Raw genomic sequence first — 21,878 nt, forward strand, 5'->3', positions numbered from 1 at the left:
CGGGCAAGACCTCCCGGCCTCCCCGGCGGGCTTACTTGGGCTTGACGTTCAGGTACAGCAGGCGGGCGCCCGCCGTGTCGTCGGCCGTCCCCGCGTTGTAGGGGTTCTGGGCAGTCGGGAAGCCGGTGAAGCGCACCGTCGAGTAATTCGAGAACTCCGAGCGGTCCGTCAGCGGCAGCCAGGGCATGTCGGTCATAACCGCCTTAACGATGGTCGCCATGGCCTTTTTCTGAGTGGCCGCGTCGCTGGTGCTCTGGAACTGTGTCAGGGCCGCCGTGACGGCGGGGTTGGTGTAGCGCGAGAGGTTGCTGGGCGCGGTCTTGCCCACCGGCGCGCTGTACTCGGGCCCGAAGCTCTGGTTGAACAGGTAGTAGGGGGTCGGGCCGCCGCCCCAGCCCCAGCTGATGCCCATGTCGAAGGTGCCGGTCTGCAGGCCACCCGCGTAGCTGCTCCAGGCCTGCTGGTCAATCTGGGTGTTCAGGCCGATCTTCTTGAGGTCGCCGCCGATGACCTGCGCCATCGTGATGAAGTCGGTCCAGCCCGCGCCGACCAGAATCTTGAAGGTGGGCAGGGGCTTGCCGTCTTTGCCCAGACGCACGCCCTGAGCATTCTTCTTGTAGCCGGCCTTGGTCAGGGCGGCGTCGGCGGCGGCCATGTCGTACTTCAGGCTGGGGGTGCCGGCCGGGAGCCACTGCGCCTGCTGCCCCGGGATGATGCCGCTGCTGTGCGCGGCCTTGGCGGCCCCGGCGTAGGCCTTCTCGGCCACGTTCGCAGTGTTCACCGCCTGCGAGATAGCGCGCCGGAAGGCTGGGTCGTTGAAGGGCGCCTTGGTGGTGTTGAAGTATAGGTAGTTGTCACCCGTCACCGGCCACCAGAACTGGTTGTTGGGGCCCTTCTTCTGGTAGCCGTTCACGGGGTCGGCCTGCCCGACGTAGCCGTAATCGGCCTCACCCTTAAGCAGTTTGAGAAGCGCGGCGTCGTTGCTGTTCGTCGAGACCCACACCACCGCGTCGATGTAGGGCTGGCCCTTCATCCAGTAGTTGGGGTTTTTCAGCACGCGCAGGGCCTGCTGACTGTAGGCGTCAAAGGTGAAGGGGCCGGTGCCCACTGGCTTGGCGTTCGTCTCGGTGAGAGGCGAGCTGATCTTGCTCCAGATCGCTTCGGGCACGATCATCTGCCCGGCGATGTAGGGGAAGATGGTCGTGTTGGCCTTGGAGAAGGTCAGGATCAGGGTCGTGTCGTTCGTGGCCTTGGCGCTCGCCAGCCCGTTTTTCCAGATGGCCGACGTGTCCAGCGCCGGGTACTGCTTGAGGTAGTTGAAGGTAAAGGCCGCGTCGCGGGCGCTAAAGGCCGAGCCGTCGTGCCACTTCACGCCGGGGCGGGTGCTGACGGTCAGGGTCTTGTTGTCGGCGCTCCAGGTGTACTTGGTGCCTAGGACCGGCGTCACCTTGCCGTTCAGGGTGTTCACGTAGAACAGCGACTCGTAGATGGCGCTGTTGGTCGGCAGCAGGTGCTGGTCGCCCGGCGCAAACGGGTTGAAGTTCTGCGCGCCCCACTGGGTCGGACGCACCACGGTAAAGACGTTCTTGGGCTGCTGCGCGTGGACGGAGACGGTCAGGGCAGCGGCGAGCACGGCGGTCAGGGTGAGGCGCTTCTTCATGGACGGTCCTTTCGGGACCAGAGCGGGTCCCGGCGCACAAGACAGGGTGTGCTGCGTCAACTGGATTGGGGGGTTTAAGTCGCTGCGGCTTCAGCTGGTGGAGATGGAGAGGACTCGCCAAAAAACTGCTCGACCACCAGGCCAGCAGCGCCGCGCGCCCAGGCGTCGTCGCCCCACGGGTCAATCAGGAGTGGGAGAGTCTGGGCGTCAGCGGTATGCAGGTGGGCGTAGAGGGCGGCGCGCATCGGCGCGAACAGCGGCTCGCCTAGGCGCACGCCCTCGCCGCCCACGATGATCAGTTCGGGGTCCAGCCAGTTGGCAGCCTGCGCCAGCGCGCGGCCCAATCGCGTGCCGGCGTCCGTCACCAGGGTCAGAGCGCCAGGGTCCCCGTCCGCCACCAGGGCAGCAAAGTCGACGGCGTTCGGCACATCTGCGCCCGACTCGGCCAGTTGCTGCGCCAGGCTGGGCTCGGCGGCGTAGGCCTCCAGGCAGCCGCGCTTGCCGCACTCGCACACCCGGCCACCCGGTTCCGAGAGCAGATGCCCCAACTCGCCTGCGCCGCCCCGGCCGCCCCGGTACAGTTCGCCTCCCAGCACCAGCCCCGAGCCGATGCCGCGCCCCACCGTGACCACCAGAAAGTCGCGGGCGTGCTTGCCCCGGCCCACCAGCCGCTCGGCGGTGGCGAAGGCGTTCACGTCGTTGTCGGCCCACACCGGCACCCCCAGGGCGTCCGAGATCAGGCCGGTGATGGGCACCTCGGTCCAGTCCAGCCGGTAGGACTTCAGGCAGGTCCCTGTGTGCGGGTCAATGTTGCCCGGCAGACCCAGCCCCACGCCGCCCAGCCGGGCGCGACTCAAGCCCGCTTGTGCCAGTAGCAAGTTGGTGGCTTCCACAGCGGCGGCCGTGACCCGTTGCGGGGTGTGGTCGCTGTACGTCACGGTCAGGTCGCCCAGGACACTCAACGAGAGATCGGTCAGCACCGCTTCCAGATGGGTCTCCATCACCTTGAGTCCCACGGCGAAATGCCCGGCATAGTTCACGTCCAGCGGTACCGCCCGACCCCGGCTGGTGTGCTGGGCCTGCTCAACCAGCAGGGCTTCGGTCAGGAGGTCGGCCGTTACGAAAGAAACGGCGGCGGGACTGAGTTGGGTTCGTTCCGCCAGTTGGGTTCGGCTGAGCGGGCCACAGCGGCGAAGCTCGTTGAGAATCATGGTTCGGTGGATGACCCGCGCGGCTCGCTGGTCCACTTTCTGGGAGCGCATCTCGTCTCCTTTATTTAATTAATTTAATGGGTCTACAGTACCTCCGGCAAAAAGGAGCTGTCAAGCCAGGAAGGTCAGGATCAGGCCGCCATGCTCCTGCATACATTTTCACTGAGCAAATCGGCGCCTTTCTACTTATTCACTCAAGGCAAACTATTGCCATTAGATAACTATTGGCTTAGAGTGAGGGTATGTCTCCCCTCCCTCCCCTCTATTCGCGCCTGCTTGTTGCGACGGGCGGCGCTCCTCATTCGGTGCTGGCGGTTGAGCGGGCCGCGCAACTGGCCGAGCACTACGGCGCGGCCATTCATCTGGTCACAGTGATTCCTCAGGGTCAGGGCGGGCTGGAAAACGTTGCACTGGCCCTGGGTGCCGGCGGCCCCGATACCCGCACCGCTCAGGCAGAGCGGCAGCGCTTTGAAACGCATTTGCAGCAGACCGCCCAGGCGCTGCGGAGCCGTGGCCTGACGGTCCGGGAACACCTGGTCACTGCCCTTAAACCCGCTGACGCCATCCTCACCGTTGCCCACGACGTGCAGGCCGACCTGATTGTTCTGGGGCGGCGCCATACCAGTGCCTGGAGTGCGGCTCTGGCCGGCAGCGTGTCCGATATGGTCAGCCACGCCTCGCCCGTTGACGTTCTGGTGGTGCGCTGAGTGGTCTCGCCAGCGACAGATGCTCCTGCGGCGCTGCCAGAAGATGCGGTCGCGCGCTTTCTGGGGGGCCTCTGGCAACTCAACCGCCGCTTGAAACAGCTGGCCGAACCGGTTCTGGCCGAGGCCGGAGAACTGGACCTGCAGCGGTTCATCCTGCTGCGGGCCGTCGAGCGCGGCGTCGTCTACCCCAAAGACCTGTCCGCGCACCTGGGCATCATTCCGACGCAGCTCAGCCGCCTGCTGGAGTCCCTGGTGGCTCGTGGCTGGCTGGAACGTCAGCTGGACCCGGAAGATTCCCGCCGCATTCGGCTCAGCCTCACGCCGACGGGCGCCGCCCTTACCCAGCAGGCCAGTCAGGCCATTCAGCAGGTCATTTCCGCACATTTGCAGGGCATGGGTGCCGAGCGGCTCTCGGCCTTGCTGGCGGCCATTGACGTGTTGGCCATGACCGATTCTCTGCCTTCGCCCATCACCCCACCTCGCCCGGAGTCCGAATGACCACCTCGACACCTGTGGCCCTCACAGGCCTGAAACTCACGCCCGCTCAGAGGAATCTGAGCCTGATCTCTCTCATCCTGGCTGTGCTGCTGGCCAGCATGAACCAGACCATCGTGTCCACGGCCGGCCCGGCCATTCAAAAAGCCCTGGGCATTGAGAACAGCCTGTATTCCTGGATTACCACCGCCTACCTGCTCGCCAGCACCACCCTGGTTCCCATCTACGGCAAACTCAGCGACCTGTGGGGCCGCAAGGTCATCCTGATCTTCGGCACGGTGCTATTTATTCTGGGGTCCATCGTGTGTGGTCTGGCCGACGGCGTCGGCGGCTTGATTGCCGGGCGCGCCGTGCAGGGGCTGGGCGGCGCTGCACTGATCGGCCTGATGTACGCCGTCATCGCCGATCTTTACCTCCCGGAAGAACGGGGGCGTTACACCGGTATCATCGGCGCCGTGTTCAGCCTCTCGACGGTGCTGGGCGCGGTGGTGGGCGGCTACGTGACCGACCACTTCGGCTGGCACAACGTCTTTTTCATCAGTGTGCCGCTGGGCATCGCGGCGCTGGCCTTCATGCTGTTTATGCCGGCCTTGCGGCAGGAACGTGAGCGGGCGCCCATTGACGTGCCGGGTGTGCTGCTGCTCAGCGTGTTCAGTATTTCGCTGTTGCTGGCGCTCTCGCTGGGCAAAACCACCGTGGCCCCCGGAGAGAGCGGTTTCCTCTGGGGCTCGTGGCAGATTCTGAGTCTGGGCGCGGTGGCCCTCGTGACGTTCCTCGCCTTCCTGGCCACCGAGCGCCGCGCCGCCGATCCCATCATCGACATCCGCATGTTCAAGGACCGCACGTTCTCGGTGGCCATGGCGATCACCTTTCTGCTCGGGGTGGTGTTCTTCGCGGCGACCGTCTTTCTGCCGCTGTTCATGGTGAATGTCATCGGGCTGTCGGCCACCAACGCCGGGCTCACAACCTTTCCGCTGACCATCGGTCTGGTGCTCAGCAGCATCGTGGCGGGCCAAGTGTTCGCGCGCACAGGGCGCATTAAACCCATCATTGTGCTGGGCACGGTCATCCTGCTGATCGGGTTTGCCCTGATGGGCTGGACCCTCAGCCCGCAAAGCACGCAGTTTGAACTGACCTGGAAGATGATCGTGGTGGGGCTGGGGCTGGGGCCTGTGCTGCCGATGCTCACCCTGGCGATTCAGGGCACCGTCCATCCGCGCGATATCGGTTCGGCCACCGGGGCCAGCAACTTCCTGCGTTCTTTGGGCAGCACCATCGGGGTGGCAATTCTGGGCACCCTGTTTGCCAGCACCCTGAAAGACAACATTCAGACCAGCGTGACGGCGGCCACCACCACCCTGCCCGCCGCCGTGCGCAGTCAGTTCAGCCCCGCTGGCGGCGCCAGTGTGGGCAGTCAAGGTTTTGACGCGGCCCAGGTCAAGCGTCAGGTCAACGAGCGTTTCGACACCCAGCGGGACCTGTATACCTCAGCGCTGCGGGACGGAGACCAGGCCGCCATACAGAAGATGCTGGCCGACCCGCAGACGCCCGAGCAAGTGCGCGCGGTGCTAAACCAGGGCGGCTTTCCCGGTGCGATTGACGGGCAGTTTGAAGCCCAGCGGCAACTGCTGCGGCGGGCCATCGTGGGCCGTGAACCGGCGGCCATTGCCGCAGTGGTGCAGAGTCCCCAGACCCCAGCCCAGGTCCGCGCGCTGGCCCAAACTGGGGCTGGCGACCAGGGACCGCAGGCCTTTGCGCAGGTGGAGGCTGGCCTAGCGGCTCAGCAGCAGGCGGCGCGGGCCACCCAACCGGCAGCCCTGCTCGCCCCCGTGCTGAAGGGGCTGGAGGCCACCCGCGCGGACGTGCTGCCCGTGATTGACCGGGTGGGCCTGGGCATCAAACAGGCGTTTACCGGGTCAGTGGAACTCCTCTATCAGGTCGGCCTGGGCATCACCGTGTTGGCCTTGCTGCTCAGTTTCCTGCTGCCCGAGGCCGAACCCCGCGAAGTCGCGCGTGAGACCCTGCTTGAAGATGAATTCCGGTCCACGGAGATCGGAACCGATTGAAGGTGAAAAAGGGGGCGGCGTCATATCCACATGACGCCGCCCTTTTTCTTTGTCTGACCAAGGCGTCCTCAACTCCCTTTGGGTACATCCTGAGTCGCGCGGTACACGTCCAGAAGTCAGGCGGATCGCATAGCAACTGGCAGAGCACTTCACCTCGAAATGAGCCTGGTCATCTATTGCCTTCCAAGCACTGCTTGAATCAGCGGAACAGGAACCTGGCCCTGAGGTCTTTCAAACACCCTGAGGTGAGTGGGCCAGCACGGCTTCCCAGAAGAGCGAGTCATCACGGAAAGCGGCCTTCGTGGACATGAATAATGTTCGCCGCCGGGCCTTGAGCTGGCTCTCCTGCACCTCAGCTATGCGGATCACACCTGCCTCAACTTGGCCCAAGCGGTTCATGGACGGCCGCCCCGCAGGCCACAACTGGTCAAGAAGCGCAGAGTCGGCGCTGGGCCAGACGCATTCTGGCCTGAACCATCCCGCGCCGCACGTCTTCCCGTGGCAGCCGCTCGTTCAGCGCCTCGATAAGTTCCAGGTCGTCTGGAAAGCGGGCAACCAGCGTCCACAGAGGCTCCAGCTCCTGACTCAGCAGGGCGGCCTGCCGAATGCTCTCGTGCAGATACTCGCGGTACTCGTTCACCGCCGGGGCATCTGACAGGGGAAGCAGTTCACCCCGGTACAGCAGCGCGGCCTCACGGGTCCGGCCCTCCATCAAGAGGTCCTGCACGCTCAGAAAGTCCGCGCCCACCACCCGCACCAGCCGGTAGGGTTTACTGCTCAGCTCCACCAACTTGGAGAGGCGGTGGACTTCGACGGCCTGGTTCTGGGTGTCGCTCCATTCACCGTACAGCGCCGCCGAGAGCTGCCCCCCGGTCAAGCCGTTGGGGTTCGTGGCCAGAATCAGCAGAATCTCGCAGAAGCGGCGGCGCAGTTTGAGGGTCTGGCCGTCCAGTGTGGCCTGCTCGGCACCCAGAAAGGTCAGGTAGAGCCCGGTCGTGTCGTGCAGCGCAACCGGCGGCAGGGTGGTGGCCGGAGTGGTCATACGGGTACCTCCGAGAAGCGGCGGGGCAGGCGGCGGATCAGGTGCGCGGCGCTAAGGACGGCGCTCAGGACCAGCACGAGAGGGGTGTGCTCGGGGTTCAGGGTGTCCAGGGCCCCCAGGTGATTGAACGGCCCGAGATACCACGCCAGAAACAGCAGGCCCTCGCTGGCGGCGTCATTGACCGCCAGGTCACGCAGGGTCAGCAGCAGCAGCGCGGTCAGCAGCGCAGACGCCAGCAGCGCCAGGCTCAGGTCGGGGCGGGTGGGCAGCAGCACCAGCAGCGCACCTGACGCGGGCACCAGCAGCGCCGCAAACGCCGTCGCGGCTCGGACCAGGGGCAGTGCCGGGCCAGCCGGTACGGTTCCCAGCAGGGCTTCTACACCAGCGGCGCGGTCCTGAAACAGCACCCGCGTGGCCACCGGCACGCCCACAATCAGCAGCAGAGGCAGCAGCGGTGAACCGGGATTGGCGGCGGCACTCAGGCCCGCCGCGCCCAGCAGGGCCGCCAGCAGGGGCAGCCAGCGCGGCACACCCAGCAGCGCGGCGCGCAGGTCCAGCGCAGCCAGCCGCAACCCTGACCGGGCCGGCAGGGGCCAGGGCCGCAGGGTGCGGGCTGCACCCACGGGACGCGCCGCACGGGGCTGGCCACGCCTGGGGTCAAACAGGGCCGCCACACCCACCAGCAGCGCGGCCAGCGCCAGCGGCAGGGCCCGTTCGGCAACCTGGGCGGAGGTCCAGGTCAGCCCCGTCCAGGGCTGGGGCACCAGGGGGGCGGTGCGGGCAGCCAGGCCCACGTTCACGCCACTTTGCGCCAGGGTGAACGGCTCCGGAACATGGCCCGTCAGGGCCAGCGTCGCCTGCCGCAGCGGCTCGCGGACGCCCAGCAGGTCTGGGACGGGCGCGGGCGTGCCCAGCGCGGCACCGACCAGCGCGGTCCAGAGCATCATCCCGGCCACGCCGCGTCCCAGACGGGCGCGGGGCATCACGGCGTCCAGCAGGGTCCCCAGGGCTGCCACGAGGGCCAGCACCGGAAAGGCAATCAGGACGCCGGGCAGCAGCAGACCTGAGAGGTCAGGCGCGCCTGTGGCCTCGGCCCGCGCGGCCACCACGGCGGCGCTGCCCAGCAAGACCACACCCCACAGGGCCCACAGCAGCAGCGTGTCGGCCAGGGTGCGCGCGCCCAGCAGCGCCGCGCGCGAGGCCGGGCTGGCCGTCAGAACGGGCCACACGCCAGCCGCCGCGTCGCGCTGAGGCCGGCGGCCCACCAGAAAGAAGGCCGCCAGGCTGAAGGCCAGCGCCCCCAGGATGCCCGTCACCAGGCCGACCCAGGCCCATGAGTAGGCGCCGCGCTGGCCGTCCACACTGAGGGTCAGGTAGGCCGCGTCCCTGGCAGGCAGGTACAGCGCCGTGACCACCACCATGCCCAGCACCAGCAGAGGCAGCCCACCCTGCCGCGCCCGCAGCCGCAGTTCCAGCGCCAGCAACCGCAGCAGGTCAGGCACGGGCCACCTCCCATTCGGGAAGGGGGAAAGGGCCGCTAACAGGAGCAGGCGCGCGCCGCTGCACCGTCTCTCCGGCAATGACGCCTCCTTCCAGGGTCAGGAGCCGGCCGGCTGCCGCGTCCAGGTCTTCTTGAATATGCGTGACCAGCAGCACGACGGCGCGCGTGCCCTGCTCGCGCAGCAGCGCCTGAAAGCGCGCGCGTTCCTCGGCGTCCAGGCCCACGCTGGGCTCGTCCAGAATCAGCAGGGCCGGGTCGCCCAGCAGCGCCTGGGCAATCAGCACCCGCCTCGCCATACCGCCCGAGAAGGACCCGATGGGCCTCCCTGCGTGCGCACTCAGATTCACGGCGTCCAGCAGCGCCGGAATCTGGGCGTCCACCGCGCGCGCGTTCAGACGCTTGGCAGCCCCCATGTACTGCAAAAATTCAGTGGGCGTGAGCTGCGGATACGCGCCCCCAGCCTGCGGCACGTAGCCCAGCACGCGGCGCAGGGCATTAGGGCGCCGCGTCACGTCCTGCCCGTCCCAGACCAGCTGGCCCCCACTGGGGCGCTGCAGGGTCGCCAGAGTGCGGATCAGCGTGCTCTTGCCAGCTCCATTTGCGCCGACCAGGCCAGTCACGCCGGGGCGCAGGCTCAGGGTCACGCCGCGCAGCGCCTCCACGCGGCCGAAGCGCACCCGCAGGTCGCGCACCTCAAGCGTGGACACGGGCCACCTCGCTCAGTTCGTAGGCCGCCAGCGCGCGGGTGACCGCGTGTGTGGCTGGCAGGTGGAAACGCAGGGCCGCCTCGTGCCGCGCAAACGGCGCGGGCCGCAGTGGATTGAGATACCCACACGCCCCGTCGGCCCGCTGCTGGAAAGCCAGGAAATCCGCCACGTCCACGGCGTGGGGGCTGCGCCAGTGCAGCAGCAGCTCCAGCAGCGCCGCAGCGAGGGGGAGGTCATTGTCCCGGCAGGCCGCAAACGCGCAGCCGGGCACGACCATGCCGGCCAGTGGGTCCAGCCCGGCAGGGTGCGGCTGGGCCAGCGCCGCCCGCACCTGCGCCTGAAGCGCCGCCGACTCCAGGTCCAGCCAGGTCGCCAGGGGCAGGGGCTCGGCCTGCGCTGGCAGCGCCGGCACCGTCAGGCCCGCGCAGGCAACCGTGCCGCGCGCCAGCTGGGCCGCGTCTTCTGAAAGGGGCAGGGTCAGCAGGTCCGCTGCCCAGCGGGCAGCCGCTTTAAAGTCAAAGGGAACGACGCGCATCTTGTGGGTCTCCTGAGGGGACTAGGGGCTCTAATTGGCTGGCGGCGGCGCCCAGATTGGCGGCCACCACGGGCCACAACCAGCGGTCCTGAGGGTCTGGCCAGGCCGCCAGGGTGTCTGCTACGAGTTGCAGCGCGCGGCGCAGCAGGGGCGAACTGGGCGCGGCGCTCAGGGCGTGGGCCAGCGCGTGGTCGGCCGCAGCCCGCAGCGCACCCTCACGGTCGGCCGTGTCTGGGGCCTGCAAGCCCCGCAGCGCGTGAATGAGGTTGGCCGCCGTGACCCCGGTGCTCCAGGTCGGCACCCCGAGGCCGCCGCTGCGGGCCGCGCGCAGCAGATAATTCAGGACGCTGACCTTTTCGTAGCACCAGAGCCAGGTCGGGGCGCTGGTGCCCAGGGCAGAGGTCTGCGCCACGTCCGCCGGAACGGGCAGGGCCGCGCGGCTCAGGTTCAGGCCGTCGGCCTGAAGGGCGTGCAGGTGCACACTCAGGTCCAGCAGGTGCATGGGCGTCCATTCGGCGCGGGTGAGCAGCTGGGCGTCCAGCGTGCGCTGCACCGGCCTCAGCACGCCCGGCAGGGCCGCCCAGTGCCGGTGCCACAGGTGCAGGGCCGGCAGGGCCGGGTGCAGCCACTCGGCGTTCGTGAGCAGCAGGTCCTCCCAGAGGGGATGACGCAGCAGCGCGCCCATCACCCGCTGAAGTCGGGTGTCGCCCGGCAGGGCCAGCCCGGCGGGCAGGCACAGCAGGCTGCGGCAGATGGTCGCCAGTTGCTGCACGTCCCGGCTTGCTTCCGGGCCGAACACCTGGCGGGGCAGCGTGTCGTTCAGCACCGTCAGCCACGCCTGGGTTTCCAGAGGGGCAGCGGGCACTGGCGGCGGCAGGAGCGCCGTCATGAGGCCACCGGCACTTTCGTGCCCAGCGCGGGCAGTTCGGGGAGATTGTGGGCCGCAGGAAACAGGGCAGGCATCGCCGCGCCCAGCATCACCAGCGTGGTGTGGTAACTCTGCGTGAAGCGGTAGTGGCCGGCCTGGCTGTCAGGCGCCGCGTCGTCCCGCCCAGGGCGGTAGCTGGGGGCAGGGACCGCCCCGCACGGCAGTTGCAGGGCCGCCAGCCGCTCCCAGGCCAGGCGGGCCGCTGGCGAGTCGGTTTCACCCAGAAAGGCCAGGCACATCAGCAGTTCGCCGCTCAGGTCTGCGTTGCCCGCGCGCAGGGTCAGGCCCAGCGCCCCGCACAGGGTCTCGCCCAACCCCGCTGTGTCTGACCAGCACGCCCTCAGGTCCGCCTCGCCCAGGTCCGCCAGGTAGAAGAGGGTGTGCGTCAGTGAATACAGGTCCGAATCAGTGCAGTGGGGCAGGGGCCGCCCCGTCCCCAGCACCGTGCGGGGCAGGTCCGGGAGCAGCGACCGGGGGTCAAAGTGCAGCTCGGCGCGCGCCACGCTGTAGGCCAGGTCCATCGCGCGGTAGGGCGTGCGGCTCACCCGCACCAGGTCGGGCAGGCCGGTCTGCCGGTAACGGGCGAGCAGGCCGTCCCGCGCCGCGGCGCGCCCGCACAGCGCGTCAAATTCATCGCGCAGGGCGAAGACGATCAGGCCCGCCGGGTCCTGATGCGCGAAAGCGGCGAAATCGTAGGTGCTGAAGGTCTGTGCGCAGAAGGCCGCCAGGGCCGCGAGGTGCGGCTCCTGATGGTGCAGACCGCGCCGCAGAAAGGGGTTCAGAACGAACACCAGTTCAATGAACGGCTTGACGCGCAGCGAATGGTCCGACACGAATGCGTGGTCGGGATGAAAGGCGTCCAGATGCGCCGACACCCACGCGAGCGCGCGGCGAAAGACTGGCAGCGCCGGATGGTCCGTGGTCATAGGGCCCCCAGGGCAACAGCGGGAACCGCCAGCGAAGGGCGGGCAGGGGGAAGACTGGGGGCGGTCAGGCTGGCCGCCACACGGTCCAGATCGTCTGGTGTGGCCGAAAGCAGGCCCCGCAGGAACGCCGCGCGGTGCGGCGCGAACCCGAACTGGGCGTCCAGGGCCGCCTGCCGCGCCTGCATGGCCTGTGAACGCAGGGGAAGCACCTGCCGCACCGCGCCCAGCCGCGCGGCTTCCAGGGCCTCGCCGCGCAGGTCGGGCAGGTGATGGGCCGCCGCGCGGAAGACTTCCAGCGTGCGCTCTGGGTGCGGGTCGCGCGCCGAGACGGCCAGCATGACCCCCGCTTCTGGCAGGGCGCGAACCGTCACGGCGTACGCGCCGCCCTGTGCCCGCACCGGGGCGTGCAGCGCGTCCTGAAGGGCGCGGCCCAGCAGGGCAAAGGCCGGGGCGCTGGGGTGCGCGTACGGCACCGTCGGCCAGGCCAGCGCCGCCGAGCCGGTCAGCGCTGGCCAGGTCGATTCGGCGCTCAGAGGGGGCAGCGCGCCGCTGACGCCAGTCGGCAAGCCCGCCAGCAGGGGCCGCAGCACGGAAGGCAACGCCGCGCCGGGTGCGTCGGCCACAACTACCGCGCGCAAGCCTTCGCGGGACCACAGGGCGGCATGCAGGGCGCGCAGCGTGCTGTCCAGCGCTGGGTGGGCCGCCGCCGCCGCCAGCAGGTCGTGTCCGGTGGTGCCGTCGCACAGCTCCCGGACCCCAAAACCGGGATTGACGGCCAGCGCGGCGCGCAGCATACCCAGTTGCGCCGCCTGCGTGGCCAGGTGGGTGCGCAGCTGGGCGGCCCGGTCACGCAGGGCCTGGGGGGCGTCCACGGGCACGGGGCTCAGGGCTGTCCAGTCCTGGCCCAGCCGGGCCAAGACGTCGGGCATGCGGCCACTCAGGCCCCGCACGTTCAGGGTGACGCTCAGGGTCACCTGGGCCGGATCATGTGGATCGTGCGTGGTGTCCGCATTCACGCTCCAGGTTGCGCCCAGGGCCTGCACTTCACGCGTTAGCGCCTGCCCCAGCGGGCTGCGCGGCAGCACAGCCAGGTAGGCAGGCAGCCAGCCCAGCAGCGTCAGGGGGCTCCTGAGATCCCGGCTGACGCTCAGTTGCGTCAGGGCGCCCGTCACCTGCGCCGCCTGCACCGGTACATCGAGAACCTCGCCCGCGTGAAGTGCCGGCGCGCGGGGCAGGCGAACCCGTTCGGCCAGCGTCCCTGAGCGTGCGCTGATCTGGGCGGGGGCGTGAGTCATCTCAGGGGCGCTCATCTCGGCCGGCACCGGGACCCCGGTGCGGGGGACGGGGTCAGCCGCCAGGGCCAGCTGCACCACGCTGCGGTGCGGATTGTCTACCACCAGTCGGCGGGCCAGGTCCGTCAGGAAGCCCGGTAGGTCCGGCAGGCTTTGAAGCGTCTGCACCGCGCCCGCCAGCGCCTGCGGCAGCGCGTCGTGGCCGTGGTGCGCCGCGCCCAGCACGTCAAACGACAGCTGGACGCCGTATGGAAAGCCGTGGTGCTGGGTGTCCAGGGCGCTCAGGGTGTAGCGGCCCAGCGCCGCGCGCGCCTCTGACTCAGACAGTGGGGTACGCACCACGTTCAGGAGGGTCTCCAGCAGTACGCTGCCGTCCACGGCCGCCGCCACCCCGGCGGCCAGCACGGGCTGGGCGGTGTCCGCGTGCAGGCCACTGCCGTCGGCCAGTGGGCCGCCCAGCACCCGCATGGCACGCGGCAGCGGCGCGTCCGGGTGGCCCAGCAGGGCTAGCCCCAGCACATTCAGGCCCTGAACCTCCAGCGGAGTCAGGTTGGCCGGCAGGGCCCACGCCACCAGGGTCTGCGCGCTGCTGGGGTGCGTCACGGTCCACTTGGGCACCCCGGCCGAGACCGGCTGTGGCGCGGGGGCCGCCTCACCGCGCCGCAGCTCCCGCAGCACCTCGTTCACGCGCCGAGTCACCTCGGGCAGCGGCAGCAGGCCGTACACAAACACCGTGAGGTTGGCCGGCACGTAGTGCTGCGCGTGGTAGGCCCGCACGGCCTGCACCGTGAGGTCTGACAGGGCTTCAGGTGTGCCGCCCGATTGCCAGGCGTAGGGCGAGCCCGGAAACAGCGCCGCGCCGGCCGCTTCGCGCAGCCGCCGCGCCGGGTGGGCCTGCGCCCCACGCATCTCATTCAGGATGACGCCGCCCAGCGAGCCGTCGGCCTGCACGCGCCACGCTTCTTGCCGGAACGCTCCGTCTTCCAGCAGCGGATGAAAGGCCGCGTCCAGCAGGAAGTCCAGGGTCTCCAGCAGGTCGCCGGGCACCGTGCCAGAGGCCGTGAACGCCGTCCAGTCGCGGGTGGTGCTGGCATTCAGGTAATCCAGCAGTTGCCAGCGCTGCCACGCCTGAAAGGCGTCCCGGCCGGGAAAGCGCCGCGAACCCATCAGCACCAGATGTTCCAGAACGTGTGGGTGCCCCGCGTCACTCCAGGCGGGTGTGCGGAACGAGACGCTCAGGGCGCTGCTTTCGTCAGGCGCCGCCACGTGCAGCAGCCGCGCGCCGCTCTCGTGCCGGTACTCTCCGAACGACCCGCCCAGGACCGGCAGGGGGCGCAGCCGCTCCAGGCGGAACCCATGCAGGTGGGCGGCCGGGGGGCAGGGGGGCGTCATCAGTAGCTCCCCAGCAGACCGCGTGTCCGTACCGCGCGGTCGGCGCGGCGGAACACCTGCATGCCCAGCCCAAACCACAGCGCGCCGCCGATCAGCATGACAGCCGCACTCAGGAGGCTCGGGGCGCTGCCGTCCACCATGACAGTCCGCACGCCTGCCGCGCCCGGCACCATCGGCAGCAGCGAAAGCAGGGGGAACAGGGCGGGGGCCGTCTTCTCAAACGGCGTCATCACCACGAACAGCAGCGCAAAATTGGCCAGGTTCAGCAGCTGCTGAATGCGCTTGGCGCCCAGGGCCAGCGCCCCAAACATAAAGGCCAGCCCAAATGCGCCCATCAGCGCCGAGGCGACCGGCACGATCAACCAGGGACTCAGGTGCAGGCGCGTACCCGTGACCAGGCAGATGACACTCAGGACCACCGCGTTCATCAGCAGGGTCCACACCACCCGCGTCAGGCTGCGCAGCACGAACACCCGCGTCAGCCCAAAGCGGGACAGGCAGATCTGCTCCAGCGTGCCGGTCTGCGCCTCATTTTGCGCGTCCATGCTCACGTCGGCCAGCACGAACAGAATCAGCGACCACAGCACGTAGCCCACGACCACGCTGTCCAGCCGCTCTCCGAAACTGCTCATGCCCGACACGTACCGCGTGCTGAAAAACAGTCCCAGAAACACGACCGTCAGGCCCAGCACGCTGCCCACCGTATTGCCCAGGTAGCGGCGCATCAGGATGACCGAGCGCAGCCACTCGGCTTGAAAAAGGCGCGCGGCGTCACGCATACGCCACCTCCGCTTCGCTGTTGACCCGCAGGAACACGTCGGCCAGATCCACCTCGCCTGGGGTCACGGCCCGCAGTTCCAGGGGCCGCAGGGCATCAAGCACCTCGTACAGCAGCGCGCCCGGCCCAAAGTACGACAGGCGGCCCGGCTCCACTTCCTCGGCACCCAGGCTGAGCAGTGCGCGGCGCTGAGGGTCACTCAGGGTCCCTTCAAACCGCAGGTCAAAGCCGCTGCCGCTATAGGCACGTAGCAATTCGCGGGTGGGCTGCTCGGTGATGACCTGCCCCCGGCGCATGATGACCACCCGGTCCGAGAGTTTCTGCGCGACGTCCAGCTGGTGCGTCGTGAGAAGCACCGCGCAGCCGCGCGCCACCAGCGACCTGACCAGCGCCTGCATGTCCAGTGTCGCCTGCACGTCCAGCCCCAGCGTCGGCTCGTCCAGCAGCAGCAGCTGGGGCTCTGGCAGGACAGCCAGAGCGATGGCCAGCTTCTGCTGCATCCCGCGCGACAGCCGCTGCACCTGCGTGTGGCGCTTGTCGGTCAGGTCAAATTCTTCAAGGAGGCCCGGCACGCGGCGGCGCACCTGCGTGCGGCTCAGGCCACGCAGCACGCCGAAATACTCGAAGTTTTCCTGCACGGTCAGCGTCCAGTAGGTGTTGCGGTTGCCCTCCAGCACCGCACCGATGCGTTCCAGCACCCGCGCGTCTGCGTGCGGGTCGCCGCCGCAGATGCGCACCTCGCCACTGTCAGGGCGAATCAGGCCCGTCAGTATCTTCAGCGTGGTGGTCTTCCCTGCGCCGTTTGCGCCCAGGAACGCCACCACCTCGCCTGCACGGCAGCTCAGGCTCACGCCCTGCACCGCCTCCACCACCTGCGCCCCGGACCGATACGACTTTCTGAGGTTCGTCGCCTGCAATACGTCCATGTTTCCCCCCTCCTGGTGGGTCACGCGCACGGTACGCAGGCCAGAGAGAAAGCGTGGAGAAACAAAGGGAGCCGCCCCCAGGCTAGACCTGGGGGCGGCTCTCGGGGCGTGGATTACAGGACTTCGCTGATCAGCAGGCTGTCGAAAGCGGGCTGCTCGTCGTTGGCGATAATCAGGACGTAGCCGGTCAGGGCCAGGACGGCCACGCCGTCGAGTTCGTTCTGCACAGTGAAGTTGTTCATGTCAGGTCTCCTTTATTTGATGTCAGCCGCGATCAGGCTGTCGAAAGCGGGCTGCTCATCGTTGGCGACAATCAGGACGTAGCCGGTCAGGGCCAGGACGGCCACGCCATCGAGTTCGTTCTGCACAGTGAAGTTGTTCATGTCAGGTCTCCTTTATTTGATGTCAGCCGCGATCAGGCTGTCGAAGGCGGGCTGCTCGTCGTTGGCGACGATCAGGACGTAACCGGTCAGGGCCAGGACGGCCACGCCGTCGAGTTCGTTCTGGGCAGTAAAGTTATTCATGTCAGGTCTCCTTATTTGATGTCAGCCGCGATCAGGCTGTCGAAGGCGGGCTGCTCGTCGTTGGCGACGATCAGGACGTAGCCGGTCAGGGCCAGGACGGCCACGCCGTCGAGTTCGTTCTGGGCAGTGAAGTTGTTCATGTCAATCCTCCTGAAGGGTGAGAGCAGACGCCTGCGGGCCCAAGTCGAGGTCCAGAGGCAGGAAGGTGTGGACGTACGGCAAAGAGGCGGTCATCAGTCGACTGTGCTTTCCAGGAAGCCCTGGAATCCTTCCGAAGCGGTGGTGTCGTTCGGCAGGATGAACCGGAAGCCGGTCAGGACGAAGACAGCGAGCTGGTCAGTGGTGTCTGGTTCCTTCATCAGTATTCCCTCCCTGGTTGCGTTCGGGGTTTGCTGCTGTGGGCTGCGTCCCGTTCGTTGAAATGAGTATGCGGGCCCCCCCTTTGCCCCGACTTGACAGTGTTTTTCCAGCTTCTGGCCGGTAGATTGCCGGGACATTACATCCGGTGATTCTGTCGGTAGAGTCGGCTGTTCGCTTGGCATCGGCGGCCGTAGGCGACCATCCTGAGCATTCACCCACGAACTCTCTTGGAGACCGACTTCTCTCAAACCGGCCTGTCTACCGCCCTTGCTCCAGATGGCGGTAGTCACTCAGCTCAATGGGCGGCTTCTTCGAGGTCAGCACCCCAGCCAACCTTTCGGTGCCGCCGCCAGCACTCTGATCAGGCCATGCCACGCCGCCACACCCAGGCGCGTCTCCGGGTTGGCCAGGCGGGGCGTCCCCGGCGGCAGGCGCTGCGCCTGCTCCACGTACGGCCGCATCAGCCGTTCATACGCTTTTAGCCCATCACGCACATCCACATGCGCCGCCACTTCCCCCGCCAGGACATAGGCGCCGGTAAGCGCCAAGCTGGTCCCCATCCCACTGATCGGACTGGCACAGTACGCCGCGTCCCCAACCATCGCCCGCCGTCCCTGTGACCACCGAGGCGCCTTGACCTGGGCCAGCACGTCGAAGTACCAATCGTCTGCCTGTTGAAGCCCGTCCAGGACTCGGTTCGCCTCCCAGCCTGCATCCCTAAACTTCTGTTGGAACAGATGCTGCTGCTCCTCTTCGGACGGGTGAGGCGCGTTGGCTTTGCCCGAGGTATAAGACAGGAGCGCGCGAATGGTCCCGTACCGGTCAGGGCGCAGGTGGACGGCCCGGCCATGGGTGGTGGTGTACCACTGCCACCAGTTCACATCCGAAGCCTGACGAGGGATGGTCAGGAACAGCATCGTCTGGCCCACGGGCTTGACTTGAGGTTCGTCGCCAAACATGAGGTGACGGGTCTTGGAGTGCAGGCCATCGGCGGCGACCACCAAGTCGAACGTCTGAGCTGGTCCATGCTCAAAGGTCACCGCAACCTGTTGGCCTTCATCGTGAAGGGCCTGAATCCGGTCACCAAAACGGTAGGTGACGTCCTGTGCCGTGGCGTCGTACAGGAGCTGCGCCAGGTCCCCGCGGAGAATTTCCAGTTCGGCGGTGGCGCTGTCGTCGTCACCGGGGCGGACCGGAAATTCAGCGACCACCTGACCGTCCTGCCCAATAAAGCGGGTGCCGACTTCACCGGTACTGGCGGCGCGCACGGCGGCTTCGAGCCCCATACGGCGAATGACTTCGCGGCCTGGTCCCCGAAGGTCGACGTTGTGGCCACCCGTGCGGAGGGTAGGCGCCCGTTCGACGACGGTGACGTCCCAGCCATAACGGTGAAGCCAGTAGGCCAGAGCTGGCCCAGCAATGCTGGCCCCAGCGATTAACACGTATCTTGGTGTCATGCCTGCAGAGAAGCAAAGACGGGCGGGAGGATCGGCACGCCCGCTTACAGGGCTGGGCAGAAATGGATGTTTGATAAACATCCCCACGTCGAGATTGGAGGCGTTCACTGCTGGGCAGCAAGAGAGTCATCTCGGCGAGGTGGTCTGTCACGTGACGGCGTCTGGACTCCACCAACAGCATTCACCAACAGGAGAAGACAGGAGTTTCCCCTCTGGCACGCCTTTCGGGTGCAGCCCGACTTGACCGACGGAATTATCAGGTGCGCTGCGGCAAAGGCCCCACAGTCAACGCCTCCACCGCGTCCCTGTGGTGGAGCGTTTCGGCACAGCCCACTGCGGTGCCAGGCCAGTTCCGAAACAGTCAGAAGTTTTCAGAATTGGGTTTGCAGAGCGCTGAAGGCGAGGACCGTTCGGCACTTTTCCAGCTGGGACGGACGTATATCTGTCTCAGCGTGCGTAGCGTTCGCGCAGGGGGGCCGCTGGACGCGCCGCCAGTTCACGGTCCAGCATGCGGGCATACTCGCGGTAGGTGCCCTGCGCGCCCACCGTGTCCCCCGCCTGTTCGTAAGCGTCCAGCAGGGCCAGATAGGTGGCCTCGTGGAGGGGGTCCAGGTGCAGCAGGTGCCGGGCGGTGGCCACAGCTTCGGGCAACTCGGCGCGCGCCATCAGGCGCAGGCCAGCCGCCTGCGCGGCGCCCTGAAGTCGTTCGCGGAAGGCCTCGGCCCACTCCCCTTCCAGGGCGGGCATGAACGGCGCAGCGTGGGCCTGCACGGCTCGGCGTAGCAGGTCCAGATCGGTGCTGTGTTCGGCGTCCAGAATCAGCGTGGCGTCGCTGTGGACAGTCAGGGCCGGGGCCAGGGCATACAGGTTCTTTTCAAAGGGCAGTGGGTTAAACGGCAGGTGATCTTCCAGGGCCGCGCGCAGCTTGCGAATGGTGAGTTTGGCGTAATTGACGGCGCGCGTGTCGTTTGACCCGTCCCACAGGTCCCGGATGATGTCGGCCCGGCTCGCCTGGGCCTGCAGGGCCAGATAAGCCAGCAGGTCCGCCGCCCGGCTGAACGGCAGGTGCAGTGGCGCGCCGTTCAGCGTGGCCTGCACACTGCCGCAGGTCTGGAGGTGCAGTGTAAAGCCCTCGGCAGCAGGAAAAGCCGGAGCAGGCTTAATGGGCGGTGCGGGGCCGCGCAGGGTTACGCTGTGGGCGCGGCGCAGATAGGCAGGCAGCGGCACAGAGCTGGGCTGTCCATCCAGCAGGGCCAGGTACGCGCGGCGCAGGTCGCTGTCCGAGGCGTCTTCCTGCCAGAGGGTCCGGGCTTCGTCCAGTTGGCCCTGGGCAAAAGCCAGCACAGCCCGCGTGAAGGTCAGGGCCGCGCGCAGCGGCTGGTCGGTGGGCGGCAGATTGGCGGCGGCGTCATCAAGCGCCTCCTGGGCCGCGGGAAAGTCGCCCAGCTGGGTCAGGGTGTGCGCGTGGCCCAGCTGAATCCGGGTAATGAGTGGGGTCAGGTGCCGCTGCCGCGCGGCCTCCAGTGCCTGGGCGTAGGCCTGCGCCGCGCCGCCAAACTCCGCGTTCCATAGCAGCACGTCTCCCTGCGTCTCCAGATACACCACCCGCAGGTCCGGCATGCTGCTGCCAATCAGGTCGAGCGCGCGGCCCACCAGCCCCTGCGCTTCTTCCAGCGCGCCCGCCTGAGCACGCAACATCGCCAGGTCGTTCAGACAGACAGCAATCTGCTGGTGGCTGTGCATGGACTCGTACAGATCCAGAGCGCTGCGCAGATGCTGTTCACTCAGCACTGGGTCGCGCAGCTCTTCATAGATGGTGTGCAGAGTGAAGTATGTGCCGGCCCACTCCAGGGGATGCAGAGCCTGGGAGGTGTCCAGCAGCACGTCGGCGCGGGCGGCAGCCTCCTGCGGGCGGCCCAGGCGCAGCAGCGCCGCCACCTCCAAGCGCGCGGCGTCGGCACGCTGCGAGCGGGTCCGTGCGTGCTGGGTCAGAAGCTGCGCGTAATGCAGCTGCATCTGCCGTTCGCCCCGGCGGTGCGCGGCGTGCGCCAGTGCGCGCAGCGCGTCGGGTTCCAGCTCCTGTTCCAGCAGACTCGCGGCCAAGGACTCGCCCTCCTGCACGCGGTCTGTCCGGATAAGGGCCAGTGCCAGCGCGGCGTTCAGGGCGGGCGGAAGGGGCTGCCAGCGCCGCAACTGTTCCAGAGTGCTCAGCACAGAGGGGTAATCAATGCGCCACAGGTACTCACTGCACAGCCGCGTGGCCAGAGTCTGCGCGGGCAGCGCGTGACCCCCGCGTTCGTAGTGCTGCAAAGCCAGCAGCGGCTCTCCGCGCGCCTCGGCCTGCTCCGCCGCCCGGCGGTATAACTGCGCGGCGCGTTCGGGTGTGCGTCCCAGTTCTTCTCGCAGAACGTCCATCACTGCCTGAAGCGGCACAAAGCGGCCTGGGGCCACCGGTGTCATGGGGAGCCCAACATCCTGCGCCGCCTCTATCCAGCCGTCTGGAAGTGACAGCTGCGCGTCTCGGGCGCGGGTCTCGCTCCACTCCTCCAGGGTGGCAGCTTCAGGGAAGGCCGCGCGCACCTTGCTGGGCAGGCGAGACAGGAGGTCGCGCACCAGGTCCAGTGGCGACAGCGTGCCGTGCGCGTTCGCCGCCAGCAGCGCCAGCCCAGCGGGCCAGCCGCTCAGGCCGCGCGTCTCTACCAGATCGGGTACGTACGCGCCGCGCCGCTCGAAGTACGCCTGCGTCTCCTGCGGCGTAAAGCGCAACTGGTCCCCGCTGATCAGAAGCGTCTGCTCGGCCATGAACGCTGTCGGCAGAGGCAAATCCGGGCGGCGCGGCGCGGCGGCCAGCACACGGTGCCCTTCATGCAAGTCCTGCACGAACTCTGCCAACCAGCGCAGGGTATTGACATGGGCCAGGTGCAGGTGATCCAGGGTGAGCAGCACGTGGTCGTCCAGTGCGTTCAGGGCGCGGGCACAGCTGCGGGGGTCTATAAACTCGCGGGGCCCATCGGGCAGGTGCGCTTCTGGAATTTCCTCCCGCAGCGTGTGCAGAAAACGGGTGTTGAAAATGGCGGGATCGCCGTCATCTGGGCTCAGGCTCAGCCACGCAGAGCGGCGTCCTCCCTGCCGGGCATACTGCGCCATCAACGTGGTCTTGCCGAACCCCGACGGGGCAATCAGCAGCACCAGGCTCTCTTCACTGCGCTCAATACGGTCCAGGAGATGCGTGCGGCGAAGTTCATGACGCAGGGGGCGTGGAATCATCACAGCACTCCAGGGAGCAGGCACAAAGAGGATGAGGCCCCCATCAAGAAAATGAGGGAGATGACCCAGTATACATGTGGCTCAGGCCATAGGCCGGCAGATCT

21 protein-coding genes are annotated in these 21,878 nt (G+C 67.7%); 3 read left to right on the top strand and 18 right to left on the bottom strand.

The window, feature by feature from the left end; translation table 11 throughout:
- Window positions 1-31: 31 nt before the first annotated feature.
- The gene (locus K7W42_RS11675) at window positions 32-1,660 is read right to left on the bottom strand and encodes an ABC transporter substrate-binding protein (RefSeq protein ID WP_224574836.1); all 1,629 of its coding nucleotides are present in this window, start codon (window positions 1,658-1,660) and stop codon (window positions 32-34) included.
- A 74-nt stretch (window positions 1,661-1,734) separates the two neighbouring features.
- The gene (locus K7W42_RS11680) at window positions 1,735-2,922 is read right to left on the bottom strand and encodes an ROK family transcriptional regulator (RefSeq protein ID WP_224574837.1); all 1,188 of its coding nucleotides are present in this window, start codon (window positions 2,920-2,922) and stop codon (window positions 1,735-1,737) included.
- A 191-nt stretch (window positions 2,923-3,113) separates the two neighbouring features.
- Between K7W42_RS11680 and K7W42_RS11685 the strand changes: the two genes are divergently transcribed.
- From K7W42_RS11685 to K7W42_RS11695, 3 genes are read left to right on the top strand one after another with little or no spacing between them, the layout of a single operon-like run.
- The gene (locus K7W42_RS11685) at window positions 3,114-3,578 is read left to right on the top strand and encodes a universal stress protein (RefSeq protein ID WP_224574838.1); all 465 of its coding nucleotides are present in this window, start codon (window positions 3,114-3,116) and stop codon (window positions 3,576-3,578) included.
- Window positions 3,579-4,076 (top strand): MarR family winged helix-turn-helix transcriptional regulator, encoded by a 498-nt coding sequence (locus tag K7W42_RS11690; protein WP_224574839.1) that lies wholly within the window; start codon window positions 3,579-3,581, stop codon window positions 4,074-4,076.
- Entirely contained in the window at window positions 4,073-6,139 is a 2,067-nt protein-coding gene (locus K7W42_RS11695) for an MDR family MFS transporter (RefSeq protein WP_224574840.1), read from the top strand. Before K7W42_RS11690 ends, K7W42_RS11695 begins: the two co-directional genes overlap by 4 nt.
- A 427-nt stretch (window positions 6,140-6,566) precedes the next feature.
- On the opposite strand, the gene K7W42_RS11700 is transcribed toward K7W42_RS11695, so the two are convergent.
- From K7W42_RS11700 to K7W42_RS11750, 16 genes are all read right to left on the bottom strand, one after another.
- The gene (locus tag K7W42_RS11700; RefSeq protein ID WP_224574841.1) at window positions 6,567-7,181 is read right to left on the bottom strand and encodes a helix-turn-helix domain-containing protein; all 615 of its coding nucleotides are present in this window, start codon (window positions 7,179-7,181) and stop codon (window positions 6,567-6,569) included.
- Complete coding sequence (locus K7W42_RS11705; protein WP_224574842.1) at window positions 7,178-8,683, bottom strand: hypothetical protein; 1,506 nt, start codon at window positions 8,681-8,683, stop codon at window positions 7,178-7,180. Before K7W42_RS11705 ends, K7W42_RS11700 begins: the two co-directional genes overlap by 4 nt.
- Entirely contained in the window at window positions 8,676-9,389 is a 714-nt protein-coding gene (locus K7W42_RS11710; protein WP_224574843.1) for an ATP-binding cassette domain-containing protein, read from the bottom strand. The genes K7W42_RS11705 and K7W42_RS11710 overlap by 8 nt, the downstream gene beginning before the upstream one ends.
- On the bottom strand, window positions 9,376-9,924 hold the full coding sequence (locus K7W42_RS11715) for a hypothetical protein (protein WP_224574845.1): 549 nt from the start codon (window positions 9,922-9,924) through the stop codon (window positions 9,376-9,378). The genes K7W42_RS11710 and K7W42_RS11715 overlap by 14 nt, the downstream gene beginning before the upstream one ends.
- Window positions 9,905-10,813, bottom strand: a complete 909-nt coding sequence (locus K7W42_RS11720; RefSeq protein WP_224574847.1) for a hypothetical protein — start codon at window positions 10,811-10,813, stop codon at window positions 9,905-9,907. The genes K7W42_RS11715 and K7W42_RS11720 overlap by 20 nt, the downstream gene beginning before the upstream one ends.
- Entirely contained in the window at window positions 10,810-11,778 is a 969-nt protein-coding gene (locus tag K7W42_RS11725; RefSeq protein WP_157457628.1) for a DUF6895 family protein, read from the bottom strand. Before K7W42_RS11725 ends, K7W42_RS11720 begins: the two co-directional genes overlap by 4 nt.
- On the bottom strand, window positions 11,775-14,462 hold the full coding sequence (locus tag K7W42_RS11730) for an insulinase family protein (protein WP_224574849.1): 2,688 nt from the start codon (window positions 14,460-14,462) through the stop codon (window positions 11,775-11,777). The genes K7W42_RS11725 and K7W42_RS11730 overlap by 4 nt, the downstream gene beginning before the upstream one ends.
- The gene (locus K7W42_RS11735) at window positions 14,462-15,241 is read right to left on the bottom strand and encodes an ABC transporter permease (protein ID WP_157457630.1); all 780 of its coding nucleotides are present in this window, start codon (window positions 15,239-15,241) and stop codon (window positions 14,462-14,464) included. The genes K7W42_RS11730 and K7W42_RS11735 overlap by 1 nt, the downstream gene beginning before the upstream one ends.
- Window positions 15,234-16,166, bottom strand: a complete 933-nt coding sequence (locus tag K7W42_RS11740) for an ABC transporter ATP-binding protein (protein ID WP_224574851.1) — start codon at window positions 16,164-16,166, stop codon at window positions 15,234-15,236. The genes K7W42_RS11735 and K7W42_RS11740 overlap by 8 nt, the downstream gene beginning before the upstream one ends.
- A 113-nt stretch (window positions 16,167-16,279) precedes the next feature.
- Entirely contained in the window at window positions 16,280-16,408 is a 129-nt protein-coding gene (locus tag K7W42_RS22970) for a hypothetical protein (protein ID WP_255639246.1), read from the bottom strand.
- Between the two features lie 12 nt (window positions 16,409-16,420).
- A complete protein-coding gene (locus tag K7W42_RS22975) occupies window positions 16,421-16,549 on the bottom strand; it encodes a hypothetical protein (RefSeq protein ID WP_255639247.1) in 129 nt (42 codons plus the stop codon).
- Between the two features lie 12 nt (window positions 16,550-16,561).
- Window positions 16,562-16,690, bottom strand: coding sequence for a hypothetical protein (locus tag K7W42_RS22980; RefSeq protein WP_255639248.1), 129 nt, complete (start codon window positions 16,688-16,690; stop codon window positions 16,562-16,564).
- 11 nt (window positions 16,691-16,701) lie between these two features.
- On the bottom strand, window positions 16,702-16,830 hold the full coding sequence (locus K7W42_RS22985; protein ID WP_255639248.1) for a hypothetical protein: 129 nt from the start codon (window positions 16,828-16,830) through the stop codon (window positions 16,702-16,704).
- A gap of 93 nt (window positions 16,831-16,923) precedes the next feature.
- Window positions 16,924-17,049 carry a hypothetical protein gene (locus K7W42_RS22990; protein ID WP_255449180.1) on the bottom strand — a complete coding sequence of 42 codons (126 nt, stop codon included), beginning with the start codon at window positions 17,047-17,049 and terminating at the stop codon, window positions 16,924-16,926.
- 318 nt (window positions 17,050-17,367) lie between these two features.
- Complete coding sequence (locus K7W42_RS11745) at window positions 17,368-18,507, bottom strand: FAD-dependent oxidoreductase (protein ID WP_224574853.1); 1,140 nt, start codon at window positions 18,505-18,507, stop codon at window positions 17,368-17,370.
- Between the two features lie 447 nt (window positions 18,508-18,954).
- The gene (locus K7W42_RS11750; RefSeq protein WP_224574855.1) at window positions 18,955-21,774 is read right to left on the bottom strand and encodes an AfsR/SARP family transcriptional regulator; all 2,820 of its coding nucleotides are present in this window, start codon (window positions 21,772-21,774) and stop codon (window positions 18,955-18,957) included.
- Between the last annotated feature and the right edge of the window lie 104 nt (window positions 21,775-21,878).

Source organism: Deinococcus betulae, from assembly GCF_020166395.1.
Classification (GTDB): domain Bacteria; phylum Deinococcota; class Deinococci; order Deinococcales; family Deinococcaceae; genus Deinococcus; species Deinococcus betulae.